The organism is Edwardsiella sp. EA181011, assembly GCF_000800725.1.
Classification (GTDB): domain Bacteria; phylum Pseudomonadota; class Gammaproteobacteria; order Enterobacterales; family Enterobacteriaceae; genus Edwardsiella; species Edwardsiella anguillarum.
In genome coordinates, this window is sequence record NZ_CP011364.1 from 751,444 (window position 1) to 767,588 (window position 16,145).

The following is a 16,145-nucleotide window of genomic DNA, read 5'->3' on the forward strand; positions in this document are numbered from 1 at the left end:
TGCGGCTTAACGGCGTTACAGTGTACACCGGATAGCGTCTGGATCGATGTAGGTGATTGCGTTAGGCGGCTATTTTCTGTATGATTCGCCGCCTTTGATATAATTTTGTATCAAACCCGATTTTATCAACCACGCGTGGTGTCTGGCGGAAAAGGGCCGGATAGCGACGCGGCCTTAACAGAGGTTTTCCCCATGAAAGAAGGTATCCATCCGAACTACGTTGCCATCACTGCAACCTGCTCTTGCGGCAACGTTATCAAGACCCACTCTACCGTTGGTCACGATCTGAGCCTGGACGTGTGCGACAAATGCCACCCGTTCTACACCGGTAAGCAGCGTGACGTCGCTACCGGCGGCCGCGTTGATCGCTTCAACAAGCGCTTCAACATGGTGGGTTCCAAGTAATTTGGAACCGACGAAAAAGGCACCCTCGGGTGCCTTTTTTATTGCCTGAACAACGCCGCGGTTCGCTCATGCCAAGGCAACGCCCAGGGTGAATGCATCCGGACGCTGCGCGTATCAGTATTCCCAGGTTTCCGGATCGATCCCCAGCTGGCGCATCATTTCTTTGGCCGCCTCCGGGATTTCATTGCTGCGATCTTTGCGCAGATCGTCGTCATCCGGCAGCGGTTGACCGGTAAACGCGTGCAGAAAGGCCTCACACAGCAGTTCGCTATTCGTCGCGTGACGCAGGTTATTTACCTGGCGGCGGGTGCGCTCGTCCGTGAGTATTTTTAATACTTTCAGCGGAATGGATACCGTAATCTTTTTAACCTGCTCACTCTTTTTGCCGTGCTCAGCGTAAGGGCTAATATATTCACCGTTCCATTCTGCAGCCATGAGGAGATACCTTCACAAATAATTATTCCGAGACAACGGGCTATTATGCCTGATTGTATCCCGTATCCCTAACACAATGGCGGGATCAGCGTGGATGATCACGTTTGCCGCGCTGGTATCCAGGGAGGCGATAACCACAAACAGACTGTGCCAATTTTAGCGGTTAATCCTATCTACCTCAATCCATACGCAAAGACTTTTAGATGGCTAGATGTATTGACGTCTATTTTTGCAGCGGTTACGCTCTATCCATTGTTGGCGCTATTTCAGGGAGGGCAATCAGGTGCGCTATCAACCGGCAACTCAGGCAGTGCGCTGTGGGCTGAACGACGATGAGCAGTATGGCAGCGTGGTTCCACCCATCCATCTTTCCACCACCTACAACTTTACTGATTTTAATCAGCCGCGCACGCACGACTATGCCCGGCGCGGAAATCCCACGCGTGACGTGGCCGAGCGGGCGCTGGCGGAGCTGGAAGGGGGGGCCGGTGCGGTGGTGACCGCCAGCGGAATGGGCGCGATCCATCTGATGTGTACGGCGCTGCTCTCCCCCGGCGATCTGCTGCTGGCGCCGCACGACTGCTATGGCGGCAGCTATCGCCTGCTCGACAGCCTGGCGCGCCGGGGGGCTTTCCGAGTGGTATTCGTCGATCAGGGCGATGCGCAGGCGCTGGTCCGGGCGATGGCGCTGCGTCCGAAGCTGGTACTGGTTGAGACGCCGAGCAATCCGCTGCTGCGGGTGGTGGATATCGCCGCGATCTGCGCCGCCGCGCAGCGAGTGGGCGCCCTGACGGCGGTGGATAATACGTTCCTCAGTCCGGCGCTGCAGCAGCCGCTGGCGCTGGGCGCCGATCTGGTGCTGCACTCCTGTACCAAGTACCTGAACGGCCACTCCGACGTGGTGGCCGGGGCGGTGATCGCCAAAACGGCGGCGATGGCGCAGGAGCTGGCCTGGTGGGGAAATAATATCGGGGTGACCGGCGCGTCTTTTGACTGCTATCTGCTGCTGAGGGGGCTACGCACGCTGGCGCCGCGTATCGCGCTGCAGCAGGCCAATGCGCTGCGTATCCTCGACTGGCTACGGGCGCAGCCGCAGGTCGCGCGGCTGTATCATCCGTCGCTGTCGACGCACCCCGGTCACGCCATTGCCGCCCGCCAGCAGCGGGGCTTTGGCGCCATGCTCAGTTTTGAGTTAGAGGGAGATGAGTCCCATCTACGGCGTTTCCTAAAATCCCTGCAACTGTTTACACTGGCAGAGTCTCTGGGGGGGTGGAGAGCCTGATCTCCCATGCCGCCACCATGACCCACGCCGGCATGGCGCCGGAAGCGCGCAGAGCGGCAGGCATTAGCGACAGTCTGCTGCGTATTTCCGTGGGTATTGAGGACGGTGATGATTTAATCGCTGATCTGGAACAGGCATTTCAGGCAGCAGCAACGAGGTAAGCGATGAGTGCACAAGCGGTAACGGGGCAGCAGCAGGCAGAGCGCCAGCTGCATAAGTTCGGCGGCAGTAGCCTGGCAGATGTAAAGTGTTATTTGCGCGTCGCGGGGATCATGGCGGAATACAGCCGCCCCGGCGACATGATGGTCGTGTCGGCGGCGGGCAGCACCACTAATCAGCTGATCAGCTGGCTCAAGCTCAGCCAGAGCGATCGCATCTCTGCCCATCAGGTACAGCAAGCCCTGCGCCGTTACCAGAGCGAGCTGATTGCTGGCTTGCTGCCGCCGGATATGGCGGAGCCGCTACAGACGCACTTTGTTCGGGATCTTGAGCGCCTGGCGGCGCAGCTGGATGGCGAGATCGATGAGGCGGCCTATGCCGAGGTGGTGGGCCACGGTGAGATTTGGTCCGCCCGGCTGATGGCGGCGGTGCTGCAGACGCAGGGCATGGAGTCAGCGTGGCTGGATGCGCGGGATTTCCTGCGCGCCGAGCGCGCCGCTCAGCCGCAGGTGGATGAAGGGCGCTCCTATCCGCTGCTGCTGCAGCTGCTGGCCCAGCATTCTAATAAGCGCCTGGTGGTCACCGGCTTTATCAGCCGCAGCGGCGTGGGTGAAACGGTCTTGCTTGGCCGTAACGGTTCTGACTATTCGGCGACGCAGATCGGCGCCTTGGCCGGCGTGCGGCGCGTGACTATCTGGAGCGATGTCGCCGGGGTCTACAGCGCCGATCCGCGTAAGGTGAAGGATGCCTGTCTGCTGCCGCTGCTGCGTCTGGATGAGGCCAGCGAGCTGGCGCGTCTGGCTGCGCCGGTGCTGCACGCCCGCACGCTGCAGCCAGTGTCCGCTAGCGATATCGATCTGCAGCTGCGCTGCAGCTATCAGCCGCAGCAGGGGTCGACCCGCATCGAGCGGGTGCTGGCCAGCGGCAACGGCGCCAAGATTGTCACCAGCCATGATGATGTCTGCCTGATTGAGCTGCACGTTCCCGCCGGTCATGAGTTCAGCCACGTACACCAAGAGGTGGCGCGTATTCTGACGCGCAGCCAGCTGCGCCCGCTGGCCAGCGGGATCCATCGCGATCGCGGATTGATCCAGCTGTGCTACACCGCGGAGGTGGTCGGCAGCGTATTTAAGCTGCTGGAGGAGTCGGCGATTCCGGGCCTGCTACAGCTGCGCGACGGCTTGGCGTTGGTGGCGATGGTCGGTGCCGGTGTCTGCCGCAATCCACTGCATGCCCACCGTTTTTATCAGCAGCTTAAGGAGCAGCCGGTCGAATTTATCTGGCAGTCGGAGGAGAGCATCAGCCTGGTGGCAGTGCTGCGCTGCGGCCCGACGGAGGCGCTGGTGCAGGGGCTGCACAGCTCGCTGTTCCGGGCAGAAAAGCGCGTCGGCCTGATCCTGTTTGGTAAGGGCAACATCGGTTCTCGCTGGCTGGAGCTATTCGCGCGCGAGCAGGGCAACCTGTCGGCGCGCAGCGGTTTCGAGTTTATTCTGGCCGGGGTGGTCGACAGCAATCGCAGCCTGCTGAGCTATGAGGGGCTGGACGCCAGCCGTGCGCTGGCCTTCTTCGACGATGAGGCGCAGGCGCTGGATGAAGAGTCGCTGTTCCTGTGGATGCGGGCTCACCCCTATGATGATTTGGTGGTGCTCGACGTGACGGCCAGTCCCTCGCTGGTCCAGCAGTACCGGGATTTTGCCAGCTACGGTTTCCACGTGGTTAGCGCCAACAAGCTGGCCGGCGCCGCCGACGGCCATGAATACCGCCAGATCCGCGACGCATTTGAGAAAACCGGGCGCCACTGGCTGTATAACGCGACCGTGGGCGCCGGGCTGCCGGTTAACTACACCGTGCGCGATCTGCGCGACAGCGGCGATACGATTCTGTCCATCAGCGGCATTTTCTCCGGCACCCTCTCCTGGCTGTTTCTGCAGTTTGACGGCTCGGTTCCCTTTAGTGCGCTGGTGGACCAGGCTTGGCAGCAGGGTCTGACAGAGCCCGATCCGCGGGTGGATCTTTCCGGTCAGGACGTGATGCGCAAGCTGGTGATCCTGGCACGCGAGGCGGGATATGACATTGAGCCTGCCCAGGTCCGGGTCGAGTCCCTGGTGCCGGCCGGCGGCGAGCAGGGCTCTATCGATCACTTTTTTGAGAACGGCGAAGCGCTGGACGAGCAGATGCTGCAGCGTCTGGAGGCGGCCAATGAGATGGGGCTGGTGCTGCGCTATGTGGCACGCTTTGACGCCAACGGTAAGGCGCGCGTCGGCGTTGAGGCCGTGCGCCCGGAGCACCCGCTGGCGTCGCTGTTGCCGTGCGACAACGTGTTCGCGATCGAAAGCCGCTGGTATCGTGATAACCCGCTGGTGATCCGCGGCCCCGGCGCGGGGCGCGATGTTACCGCCGGCGCCATCCAGTCGGATCTTAACCGTCTGGCGCGTCTGCTTTAGCGTAATGTCCGCCCGGCGTGCCGGGCGGGGATTTCTCCTTGCGCCCGGCCCCCGGTTGTGGGGTATACTCCCGCCGCATCGATTGGAAGATCATCGTCCCCGGTGGGGCGGCCGGACTTCAAATCCGGTTGGGGCCGCCAGCGGTCCCGGGCAGGTTCGACTCCTGTGATCTTCCGCCAATCAGCCTCTTCTGAACTCTCCCGAGCGCAACAAAATTCCTTTTAATCCTTTATGGCGTTGTTGAATAAATCAGATTTTGGATAAGCAGCCTTGCAGATGGTGGCTATTGTCAGGCAAGACGCACGCTTTCTGGCATTCCTACCTTCGTTATTTTAGCACCATGGCCATAGCCTCCGCGCCCCGACTATCGTAATCACGCAGCGTCTGCAGGAAGCTGAGCTTCTGGCTTCCACGGGAAGCACAGGTGACTCTTACGATAATACTATGGCCGAAAGTATCAACGGTCTGTACAAAGCGGAGGTGACACACCGACAGAGCTGGAAAAACTGGCAGGAAGTGGGGCTGGCCACACTGACGTGGGGGGACGGATACAATAATCGTCGGTTGCTGGAGCGAATCGGTTATCCTCCCCCCTCTGTAGAAGCAGAAAAAGCGTATTACGCTTCTATCGGGGGCAGCCTGAGTTCCCGGACTTAACTCTCTCCCATACAACCGGTACGGTGCATTGCATCATCAGACGACAACCCTGACGTAACCCGATACGATAGGCCGCCAGCAGCCAGGCGACGGCCTCGCGCTTTTGCACCGGCCTTAGAACTTTTTTGATAGCTTTCTGCAGCATCTCTTTGACCAGACTTACATCTGCCATCCGACGTTTTAAGCGTTGATTTTCTTCCTCGCGCTGGCGCAAACGATGCAACCTTTTTTTCAATTGTAAAAAATAGTCCCCAATACTTCCATTTTTCTGCAGAATTCCTCCACTCGAGTATCGGATTTCGGCTTGTTTCAGAGCAAAAGCAACTTGTTTCTCGGTATTATAATGTGCCTTTTTTATGTCAGATAATTTTTTTTCAGGAGAAAAAACGAGCAATCTACTTTACATTGGTGCTGAACAAAGGGGAGAGATCTGGGAAGAGGTCACTGCTATGACGTTTTGCATTATCGAATGTCCGTCAGAGCTTATATGTTGAAGGTCATCGTACAGAATCATTAATGGAGATACAAACCGCTTAAATGGTATTGATAGTTATTATCAATGAATATTGTCGAGATGTGTAATATTTAATTTCCTGATATTACATATATCTACTAGGTGTAAGTTTTTATATCTATTTAAATGCGTGAGAATGGCAATTAAGTCGTGGTGTCTATACCATCATCTATTATAAGACTATTCTATGATTCTTAGATTAGTCTTGTTTATGATTTGGCGATTTGTACTGAACATTATAAAAAAAAGTTTCACAATGCTTTCTTATCGTTTTCGATGTGTATGAAAAGTGATTATCTATTAACTTTTATCACACACCATAGGTTTTCCTGCAAAAATGCATCATAAAACAAAAAAGCTGATATTTTTCATTGTGTTATAATGTTCTATTTTTGTATATTTGATATGTACTTATGTAACACTTTTATTGTTTATTTGTTCTATTTCATGGCGTTACCCGTAACTCTTAATTATCATACTTATAATTATTTTTTTACTTCGTTTTATGAAATATAAGAAAGGTGAATAAATCAATCGATCAAATTTATTTATCGACTCGATAAGCAGTTGTTGTTTTATTAAATTTACGGTAAAGAATATTCTTTAAAAATTACGGAGTAGGCATGATGTGAGGTCATTGATTATAGGTGGTGGAGGCATGCGATATAGTTGTATCAATGCTTTTTAAAACGCGAATAAATTAAGATGCCAGTTGAATAGTTTCAAATTAAACTATTGCTTATAGAGTATTTATAGGTCAGGTAGATATGAATCAAATTGAACATAATATGATCAATAATAAGGTCGCTATGCACAGTGGTAATACTATTGCAAATGTGTTATCGCCGTCTGACAATGGAAAGTATCACTCAGAGTTGGAGTGTTGGATACCAGTATCTCTAATACAATATTGTAGATTTCCTCTATATTTAATTGTTGCTTTGTGGGGGCAGCAGCAGCAACGCTGGATTGATAGGAATGATATTAGTAACGCCTTTAAAATATCCGCCAGAAGGGCCTCTAGTGTATTGTTTTATTTAAGGAATAATAGGTTGATATCCACAAGGACAAAGGAACATGTATACCGCAATGGATATGTTCGTCGGATAGATTACTTTATAGATTCAGTTGATCTACAAAGTTTTTTCCCTCGGCCAGCTGCGGAGAGGATGAATGAAGCGAAGAAAAAGAAAAAGAAATTACCTTTGCATCGTATCAACTATAGCTTAGTTAATAAATTGACTTGGCAGGATGTTTTTACTTTGCGGAAGAGTATTAGGGAGGACATATGAAAAAAAAAGATGCTTGTTTGTTCACCTCAATGGCCTATTTTACAGACGTTAGATATTTTTTGTAGAGATCTATACTATAAATGTAGTGGTGAGTCGTTAGATATAATATCAACGCAGTGTGAGAGTGACGTCATTAATATGTTAAGGGCTAACAACCCTAGTCTATTCATTTGGGATGGTGAGTTACATGCTAACATTTCATTGTTGATTGAAGTTCGCCGTAGTTACCCAAATATGCCAATATTAGTCATTCAGCCATATTTTTTATTTTCAGATAAAGTTATCGCAAAGTTTATGGGGCAAGTGGGTTTACTTGACTATATAGGAGTTATGTCAGATAGTTTTCATGATGTGTTTTTAATGCTGCGTCATAATGTATTTTTTTTGAATTCATCATCATCACTCCAATTTTTTTTAGGAGTGCCTAACATTAATGAGTTTTTAACTCTTACAGAAGATGCGATTATATCTTCATTGAATCACTATCTGATTAATGAAATGTATACGATGGGGATGCCAGCAAAAGTTATAGACGTTGTAATGAAGTGGTTAGTTCATGGTGTTCCGATACGAAAATGTGCCAAGCGAATAGGCTTAAGTGAAAAAACGATTTATCATTATAGGCAGATAATTATCCGTTCGCTAGATATCCACAATGTACCAAGAAACTTTCGCAGAAGTTTGTTAATCCGCAGTAATCGGATGTCAACGGCATTCTCCTGCTCAATTTAGTTATAAGCAGCAAGAGGTCCCGATAATATACTCTAACTCTAGAATTAATGTTAATTTAAATCATATGAGCGATTATATGAGTATTTTCTATTTTATTTATTGCTATTCCTTGCATGACAATAAACATCCAGATTGAATCTCTACGTACGATGGTGATAGATTATTTTGTAATGGTTTATTCAGCGGCTAGCTCAAACTTGTGATATTTATAATGTTCACGGGTTTGTGGTGGTGTATTACGGATAATATTAATTGGCTATAGAGATTTGCAAATCAGATAAATCTCTGATGTGGTACTCTTCCAGTATAAGTAATTGCGTTAATTCAATATCTCATGATGATGAAGGATCTATATAATTAAGGTTATGGATATGAAAAAATATATATTGGTAGTATCGGTGTTGACTTTGAACATTCTGTCTACTGCTGCGATGGCTGAGATTACTCCTGGACAATTGGCCTTTAACTAGCAGGGTGTTGTTCCTACAGGTAGCATAGTTGGAAACGGGTGGGCTTCGTTGATAAACTGGATATGCCCTACAGTGTGGCTCCCGAGCAATTAAACGTTATGCTGGATAGCTTAACAAAAGATATTAGCATTTCGGGGTTGAAGCCTTATGATTTTTTTATCGTTCCAGTTAGTGGCACGGTAACACCTGGTAGTGCGGTGACCCGCGGTACTACGATTAACGCGGTTAAGGCCTATCTCGGTTCTACGTCGATCTCCGGTGGGTTCGTGGGGAATAAACAACTGGCGTTAAGCACCGCCCCTACCGTCATCGCCGAGCAGGCCGCCATACCCCTGAATGGCAAGGTATTGGCTATCACTACTGATCTGATGATAAAGCGCGTATTCAACCTATCGCTCCGGGCTTTACAAGACTTCGTTGATTCAATTTTTAGATTAATGGACCTGCCGCTACACTGTCCTGGCGACTCTTTGGTCAGCAAACGGGCAAAGCACATCAACATCAGCATAAAAACGCCAACCCGCGGTGAAATATCGCATCTGGTCGTCGACTGTTCCGGCCTGAAAGTCTTCGGCGACGGCGAATGGAAAGTCTGACAGCATGGGGAGGACAGGCGAAGGGGGGGAAACTTCATCTGGCTGTAGACAGTGCGATGCATGAGATTATCTGTGCCGATTTATAGCTCAGTGCTACAACAGGTGCGCAGGCACTTCCGGGGCAGATCAACCAGACTTACCATAAAATCAGGAAGGCGTCGGCTGCTGGCGCTTACGATACGCGCTACTGTCATAATGTCTTGCTGAGGAAAAAATCGGCCGCTCATCCCGCCCCGCGAAGCGGTGCACAACACTGGCCTGGAGCGTAACCATGTCGTGGCGAACCAGCACTTGAGCGGTAGCAATGATGTTTGGAACAAGAAAGTGAGTTATCACCGTCGATCAATAGCAGAAACAGCCAATAGCAGAAACAGCGATGTTCCGTATCAAAATCTTGTTGGGCAGTTATCTGAGCCTGCGGGGCTATGGCGCGCAGGTGGGTGAGTCAAAGTGCTAAACCGGATGACATTGCTGGGCCGCACAGCGTGCGTATCGCATAAGCGGTGTGCTCGCGGGAGCCATCCTGTCGGCAATCTCCGATTTATTCAACCGCGTCCCGTATCGCGTTTATGGCAGAATAAAGTAAGGCTGCACTCGGCTACCATCAGCATAGGATACTAAGTAGAGTGAATATTCTCTGTCTTGCGGCAAAAGGTAGCGTGGATGGCGCGTATATTTTGCATTTTCTTGGTCATGTATCAGAGCGGCTGGCGGGTACAATCCAGAAGAAGCTTACGGCGTTTAGCGTATTGGATACCATTCCCAGCGTGCGCAGCCTCAAGATTTTAAATCCCAAGATCTGGGGCTATAAGGGCACGATTTATAAACTGCGAATTGACTGTGGCGCCGAGTCGGCGCGACTCCTGTTTATGCTGGATGCCCATAACGATCTGGTGGTGTTGCATGCGTTCCTGAAGAAAACCCGGAGGACGCCGAAAAAAGAGGCGGAAACGGCGATACGCCACTTTGACGCGGTGTGTGCAAATGCGGAGTTGATGCCTTTATTTCCGTCAGCGTTGGAAAGTCGGCGCTAACGTTTTTCGCTATGGAGCGGAGGCGTCTGTGTCTCTTGACGGCTCTATTGGACAGACTCGCCGGTTTTAGCGCGTGTCTCCCTTTGGCTCCGCGGCGAGAAAAGCGATATATTCCCAGGCGCTAGCACGCTACCCTCTCTGGCAGTGGCATGATAAACCGGCGCGGCGGCAGTCCGTAGAGTGGAGGCAAGTAGATGAGTCATGATCTCTTTGAGCCAGAGATGGAGATAACGCTGGATGATAATAGCGCTATTCACTCGTTTTTTAAGAAGTTTTCTAGGGTGGCTGTGGAGATTAGGGACAATATTTACCGTGAGCTGCCGCAGATTATCCAGCGACGTCCTCATAAGATTAAGGCCGCCTGGGGATTGAAGCATCAAGGGATTACCATCCTGGAGTATAAGGTGGCGCTGAAACCGCAGAGTTTCCGTGCGGCGTACGTTCAGCAGGGAGAGGCGGTTCGGGTGATCTTTATCTCGGATATTCTGATTAAGCGTGATTTTGTTAAGGCGCTGGCCGCGACGTCGCTGGTCAATTGATCGTGCGTCGGATTGGCATCGTGTATCCGGTGCAGGGCTAAGTATATCGCGCGGCGGCGGTGAAGATATAAATAGTAGTTATATTGCCAACGCAATATTTAACACCGCTCTCTAATATGACGCTGCACACGCCGGGCCGGAATTAGCTGTCTGCTTCAGCGCACCGTCTGTCACCTATTGTTATATCACCTCGGCTATTATCTTTATTTGCGGGAAGAGAGGGCGGCATATTTATATGTTATGTCATAAACATTTACTGCATTAAATTTTATAGGTGGGGTGATGGATAATCCTATTGGCGTGACGCTCTCCCTGCGGCAGCAGAATAAAAATATCCTCTGCCTCGCGGCGGCGCAGGCGCTGGCCGGGGCGAATTCGGTAGTGTTTTATGCGATCGGGGCGATTGTCGGCCAGCGGCTGGCGCCTCATGACACGCTGTCGACGCTGCCGATCACGCTGTTTGTGACCGGCATGGCGGCCTGTATCTTGCCCTTTGGCTATTTGGCTAAGCAACGTGGGCGCAAAGCGGCGTTTATGGTGGGCACGGCGCTGGGAACGCTGGCGGGTCTGACGGCTGCGCTGGCCGTATTCATCGCCTCTTTTGAATTGTTTTGCCTGGCGGCGCCGATGGGGGGAGCCTATGCTGCGGTGACCCTTTCGTTTCGTTTTGCCGCGGCCGATGGCGTTGGGCCGGAGCGGCGCGCGCTGGCGATGTCACTGGTGATGGCGGGAGGGGTGGCGGCGGGGGTTCTCGGGCCTAGTCTGATCGGTGGATCCCTCGCGCTGTGGCCTACGTATCCGCTGGTCGCCGCCTTTATCGCTCAGGCGTTGGCCGCCGCGACGGCAGCGCTGGTATTATACCGCGTGACGGTCCCTCCCGTCAGCGCGCCGGCGCCGGCGATGCGTCGATCGCTGCGCAGTATTGCCCGTCAGCCCGGGCTCATACGTACGGTATTTTGTGCTGCGGTCTCCTATACGGTAATGAATTTTCTGATGACGGCCGCGCCACTCTCTATGCATATGCACGGGCTTTCCCTGCACGCATCGACGCTCGGTATTCAGTGGCATGTGATCGCTATGTATACCCCTGGATTTATTACCGGCAGGCTGATCAACCGCTTTGGCGCGGAGTCTATTAGTACGGCAGGGCTGGCGATCACGCTGTTGGCTATCCTGATGGGATTTTCAGGTCAGGAGGTCATGCACTATTGGCTGTCGCTAATCCTGTTGGGGCTAGGCTGGAGCCTAGGATTTACCGGCGCCTCGGCCAATCTGCTCAACTATCATCGCCCGGAGGAGCGGATACGGGTGCAGTCGCTGAATGACTTTACTATTTTTAGCCTGATGATCGTTGGCTCTTTCTTATCCGGCGTGCTGTTGAATCGCGCCGGCTGGCATGCCGTACTGTGGGGATCGCTGATCCCAGTAAGTGCCGCTCTGTGGGTGATGCTGGCTGGAATGGCGCATCGCCGCCGCACCGGCTGAACTGACGGTGAGCTAGCGTCGTCGCAGCGAAACTGACGCCGTAGAAAGCCCATTGTGCGGATGTGGCTCGGTGTGTTTACCGTGCTGCGCGGCAGCTCTCGCACAGGACCGTGGGAGGCGCCGGTCATCGCTGACCCGCGGATATTACTCATCAAAATCGGTGTAGAAGGTGTCGTTGTAGGTACACAGGCCGCAGTCGGCCAGGTTGCCGGCGTTATGATTATGCACCGCCGGGGTATGTGCGCAGCCGCTTAATATCAGTGTGGCAATCAATAAGATGATATATTTCATGATGGACTCCGATTAACCCATTAGGTATTTCTAGCGTAAAATGCCCTGCTCATCATGAGCATTTAAATTCCCTATATTATTTACTGTCGATTATAGCGTGTGTTTTTTGTGCTGTCTCCCCTCTATTTTAACGTAACGTGCGGCACAAAATGTTAAGGCGATATGCAAAGATGGTGCAATAAAAATAAAAAGGTGTTCTGTGTTTTAGCACTCCATACTTTATTCATAAAGGCACCGCTTATAATGAAAAATGGAGAAATAAAGGAGAAAGAGTAAAATAATTTTGCTTTCATTTTGTTTTTATTATTTGTCGTTGGCCGGGCGTCCTACTTGCTTATTCGTAAAGTGAAAGTAAATGGGGTTCACTCGATTGGGGAGACCTTTTGCCAATGCTCGGAGCAGGGGCGGTGCTTATGACATCGCGGGGCGGTTATTTCGCGGCGTTCTCTCTCGTCTGGGCAACATCCCCGGCCGGCGGCATAGGCATACCCCCAGGACGCCACTGCCCGGCCGAAAACGATCGCCAGACTCTGTGGTATCTCACAAAAGCGCGGTGAATTAATTCTGTCTATTCTTATCTGGCAGTATGCTGCACTGAGGGGCCATAGCACCGGGTGCGTGACCGGCTGGCGCCGGTGAGCGTGGCTCGTGCGGGACATGACGTGCTTTGAGAGTGAGCCAGGAGGGGGTTACGATGTACAAGAATATTTTGGTACCTGTCGATATCGAAGAGGATGTACTGACGCAGAACGCATTGGAGCATGTGATTTATATGGCAAAGCTGACGGATGCCGAAGTGCATTTCCTGTATGTGCTGCCGGATGCCCAGGCGTTTGTCACCGCCTACTCATTTGGTATTAAAGAGTTTGAGAACAAGGCCGTCGCTAATGCAGAGGAGAAACTGCTGACGCTGATCGATAGTATCGATCTGCCGCGTGAGCGTATGTCATATACTATCCGCTTCGGGACGCCGCGCGATGAGGCGCTGCAGCAGGCAGAAGAGATGGGGGCCGATCTGATCGTGGTTGGCTCTCATCGCCCCAGCGTGAAGACCTATCTACTGGGCTCCAATGCGGCGGCGATTGTGCGCCATGCTAAGACCAATGTGCTGGTGATCCGCTGAGTGAGGCGTTACGTAGCGCCTAAGACACCGTGTCACCGTACGTGATACGGTGTCTGGCCTGTCGATCGCGAAGGTAAAGCGATGCGCCGGATGGCGCTAACGGCACCGGTGAAATAGCATGATCAGCTAAAAAAATAGCCATTGAGAGTAAATCTCATCGTTGATTAGCCATCTTCTCCATACAATACATTGATATATCTGATTTTTCACTGAACATGCGTTGAGACATGGCATTGCATTAGCCCTGTGCCTGAATGATAATAAAAGAAGTAACGCATAATATGATTTCGTCACGTCATTTTTTTTTCTGATATGACTTATCGATGAATAATATTATGCCATGCCATTTTCGCGCGGGAGCCGTGATCATCGTCCGAAGTGCGGCATTGCGATGACCATTGGCAGATGACGGACGTTTACCGTTGTTCCTGCGTAATAACGGATTATTGTCGGTATTTCTCTGACGATAATGTAGCAAAGACATCGTAGCACAATAATAGCAAAGTAATGATTGCGCGGGGTTATCTCCGCGCTTTTTTCATTTTTATATAAATAATCGTTCTTAAAAAAATATGTTTTTTAGCGAAAAAAGTTCATTTTTCGATAGAAATGTCTCTATTTATATAATAGCGTAAAGATAATGATACATTGATATTGCGTGCGCCGTATTGAAATCACGGCATAATTCGGTATTTTGTTTTGGCATTGGATGTCAGATTTATACCTCTGTTTATGCCTTATTCAATCGTTAGGGTTTGGCTTTGATAAGGCATTTTTACATTTATGTAGGATGTTCTGCTATGAAACTTTGCTGTGATGAGTGTTGTGCGATAGTTTTAACAGAGAAAGATACAGACGTTAGATTTTGCGAGGGGGATGTCGTCAAGTTTGCTGCAAATAATCTGATGTTAGTTTCCATTGAAAATGATTCAATTGATTTTTCTACGCTTGACTCCTCTCTTATTCTCTATATTTCCCGCGATCTAATAAAAGACTATTTGCATTTTTTAAAGAAAGATCTCACTCACTATACGCCGGTATCGCGTGGATTTCCGCCCTATATGATAGAGCCTTGCCGTACGCCCCATGTATTCCGTGAGGCCGCCTACCACTCGGTGATGCGGGATGCCGATGAAATCGAGTTTGAGCGTAAGCGCTCGCTGACGTTTGCCGCTCTATCCATTTTTCTTAATAATAGAAGCTTTATTCCATTCTTAATGAGAATGGTTCGTAATAATATTAGCGCGAATGTATACAACATCATTCAGAGCGATATTCATAAGACATGGAGCTTGACGACGGTCGCTAGCTGCCTGTGTCTGAGCCCGAGTTCGTTGAAGAAGAAATTAAAAAATGAACAGACCAGCTACAGTAAAATCGTGACCGATTGCCGTATGCGCTATGCTGTGGAGCAGCTGTTGGTTTTTAATAAGAATATATCTCAGGTATCGACGCTGTGCGGCTATAGCAGTACCTCTTACTTTATTTCCGTATTCAAAGAGTATTATGGCGTGACGCCGCTGAACTATGTACACCGTTACCGGGATGGCGCCATGCTGTCATAGCTGTCATAGCTGTCATAGCTGTCATAGCTGTCATAGCTGTCATAGCTGTCATAGCTGTCATAGCTGTCATAGCTGTCATAGCTGTCATAGCTGTCCCTTTTAGTCCGATGTCGCCGACAAGGATGTCGTCCCTTTCTCCCGCTCATCCGCCGTCTCCTTTTCTGTCATCCTCCCCAGCCTATCTCGTCTCCGTGAGGTGCGGCGATCGCAGCATGATGACCTCAGTGGATCAGATTTTTATGGCTAAAGTGTTTTCGGGGGCTAAAAAGCCTGGATGCGATCGGGTATGGTAGCCATGCTCGGACGGCGCGCGCTCACGCGGGCTTGGCGTGTCGCCCGGTTTCTAGGGTGTGTTGGGGAGAAAAAGGGGTGATTGAGGTTGTTCTGGTCGATGAGTATGACGTCGTGCAGGGGCATATGGAAAAGCTGGCGGCGCACCGTCAGGGGTGTCTGCATCGCGCGCTGTCTGTCTATATCTTCAATGCGCGCGGCGGCGCGCCGGCTGCAGGAAGAGATGGGGATGCAGTGCGATCTGACTCCTGGGCTGACGTTGCGCTATCGGGTTGATGTCGGGCAGGGACTGACGGAGCATGAGTTAACCCACGTTTTTATCGGCCAGAGCGATCGGATGCCTCAGCTGAACCTGGCCGAGGCGGACGCCTTTGTGTTTCGTGAGCCGACGGCGATCCTACGGCATATGGCGCAGCAGCCAGACTACTATACGCCGTGGTTCCGGGCGTGCCTGACGCCGGTTTTGCAGCATGCCGCGGTGCATCTGCGCTGAGTCTTTGTGGGGGAGGGAGCGACGCTATTGATAGCGTGGTCGCCCTCCTTTCCCTTCTCTGGTGTCACCGTGGGGCGATAAACCGTCACTAATTGAGCGGAGCGGCCATCGTGAGCGTTAACATTATTGGCATCGATTCGGCTAAAGACGTTTTCCATGAACCATGGGGCTGACGCAATCGGACGTTGGCAGAATAACGGGATCAGGTTCGCATCATCCTGACAGTACAGACACTTTCGTGGCAAAACCGAGATCCGGAATCCTCGGCTGGCGCAGGTATCCCGACGCACTGATCGGCCATGGCGCCATCCTTCTCCGGCAGAACGGCGAAGCGATTC

Annotated in this window: 12 protein-coding genes, 1 tRNA gene and 5 pseudogenes; 14 read left to right on the plus strand and 4 right to left on the minus strand. The window is 51.4% G+C overall.

From position 1 onward, the window contains the following. Positions 1-192: 192 nt before the first annotated feature. On the plus strand, positions 193-405 hold the full coding sequence (gene rpmE, locus QY76_RS03420; protein WP_012850227.1) for a 50S ribosomal protein L31: 213 nt from the start codon (positions 193-195) through the stop codon (positions 403-405). Between the two features lie 114 nt (positions 406-519). Here the strand turns inward: rpmE and metJ are convergent, their stop codons facing one another. Next, on the minus strand, positions 520-840 hold the full coding sequence (gene metJ / locus QY76_RS03425; RefSeq protein WP_012850226.1) for a met regulon transcriptional regulator MetJ: 321 nt from the start codon (positions 838-840) through the stop codon (positions 520-522). A gap of 283 nt (positions 841-1,123) precedes the next feature. Here metJ and metB point away from each other — a divergent pair. The 4 genes and pseudogenes from metB to QY76_RS17575 all read left to right on the plus strand — a co-directional run. Beyond that, positions 1,124-2,283, plus strand: a pseudogene (gene metB, locus QY76_RS03430) (cystathionine gamma-synthase). Positions 2,284-2,286: 3 nt separating this feature from the next. Continuing rightward, entirely contained in the window at positions 2,287-4,725 is a 2,439-nt protein-coding gene (locus QY76_RS03435; protein WP_045425955.1) for a bifunctional aspartate kinase/homoserine dehydrogenase II, read from the plus strand. 84 nt (positions 4,726-4,809) lie between these two features. Continuing rightward, a tRNA-Sec gene (locus QY76_RS03440) sits at positions 4,810-4,904 on the plus strand. A gap of 184 nt (positions 4,905-5,088) precedes the next feature. Then, positions 5,089-5,382, plus strand: a pseudogene (locus QY76_RS17575) (integrase core domain-containing protein); the annotation flags it as partial. A 28-nt stretch (positions 5,383-5,410) separates the two neighbouring features. Here the strand turns inward: QY76_RS17575 and QY76_RS18375 are convergent. Next, positions 5,411-5,740: pseudogene (locus QY76_RS18375) on the minus strand (IS3 family transposase); the annotation flags it as partial. Between the two features lie 965 nt (positions 5,741-6,705). Here QY76_RS18375 and QY76_RS19660 point away from each other — a divergent pair. The 6 genes and pseudogenes from QY76_RS19660 (at position 6,706) to QY76_RS03465 (ending at position 12,044) form a co-directional block, all read left to right on the plus strand. After that, complete coding sequence (locus tag QY76_RS19660) at positions 6,706-7,188, plus strand: CaiF/GrlA family transcriptional regulator (protein ID WP_371201603.1); 483 nt, start codon at positions 6,706-6,708, stop codon at positions 7,186-7,188. 138 nt (positions 7,189-7,326) lie between these two features. Beyond that, positions 7,327-7,920 carry a hypothetical protein gene (locus tag QY76_RS18595; RefSeq protein ID WP_144418091.1) on the plus strand — a complete coding sequence of 198 codons (594 nt, stop codon included), beginning with the start codon at positions 7,327-7,329 and terminating at the stop codon, positions 7,918-7,920. Between the two features lie 817 nt (positions 7,921-8,737). Beyond that, positions 8,738-9,463: pseudogene (locus tag QY76_RS18380) on the plus strand (IS5 family transposase); the annotation flags it as partial. Between the two features lie 149 nt (positions 9,464-9,612). Beyond that, entirely contained in the window at positions 9,613-10,020 is a 408-nt protein-coding gene (locus tag QY76_RS03455; RefSeq protein ID WP_034164035.1) for a type II toxin-antitoxin system RelE/ParE family toxin, read from the plus strand. 194 nt (positions 10,021-10,214) lie between these two features. Next, positions 10,215-10,559 (plus strand): hypothetical protein, encoded by a 345-nt coding sequence (locus QY76_RS03460; protein ID WP_045425958.1) that lies wholly within the window; start codon positions 10,215-10,217, stop codon positions 10,557-10,559. Positions 10,560-10,841: 282 nt separating this feature from the next. Beyond that, positions 10,842-12,044 carry an MFS transporter gene (locus QY76_RS03465; protein WP_034164033.1) on the plus strand — a complete coding sequence of 401 codons (1,203 nt, stop codon included), beginning with the start codon at positions 10,842-10,844 and terminating at the stop codon, positions 12,042-12,044. A 144-nt stretch (positions 12,045-12,188) separates the two neighbouring features. Here the strand turns inward: QY76_RS03465 and QY76_RS19040 are convergent, their stop codons facing one another. Then, positions 12,189-12,335: a hypothetical protein gene (locus QY76_RS19040; protein ID WP_167549807.1), complete on the minus strand. Its 147-nt coding sequence runs from the start codon at positions 12,333-12,335 to the stop codon at positions 12,189-12,191. Between the two features lie 694 nt (positions 12,336-13,029). On the opposite strand from QY76_RS19040, the gene QY76_RS03470 reads away from it, so the two are divergent. Next, positions 13,030-13,458, plus strand: coding sequence for a universal stress protein (locus QY76_RS03470; protein ID WP_034164031.1), 429 nt, complete (start codon positions 13,030-13,032; stop codon positions 13,456-13,458). Positions 13,459-14,258: 800 nt separating this feature from the next. Further along, positions 14,259-15,023, plus strand: coding sequence for an AraC family transcriptional regulator (locus tag QY76_RS03475; RefSeq protein ID WP_034164029.1), 765 nt, complete (start codon positions 14,259-14,261; stop codon positions 15,021-15,023). Here QY76_RS03475 and QY76_RS18945 read toward each other — a convergent pair. Beyond that, positions 14,996-15,169, minus strand: coding sequence for a hypothetical protein (locus QY76_RS18945; protein WP_158409685.1), 174 nt, complete (start codon positions 15,167-15,169; stop codon positions 14,996-14,998). The two genes, QY76_RS03475 and QY76_RS18945, sit on opposite strands and share 28 nt — an antisense overlap. A 223-nt stretch (positions 15,170-15,392) precedes the next feature. Here QY76_RS18945 and QY76_RS03480 point away from each other — a divergent pair. Beyond that, positions 15,393-15,807: pseudogene (locus QY76_RS03480) on the plus strand (isopentenyl-diphosphate Delta-isomerase). Positions 15,808-16,145: the final 338 nt, after the last annotated feature.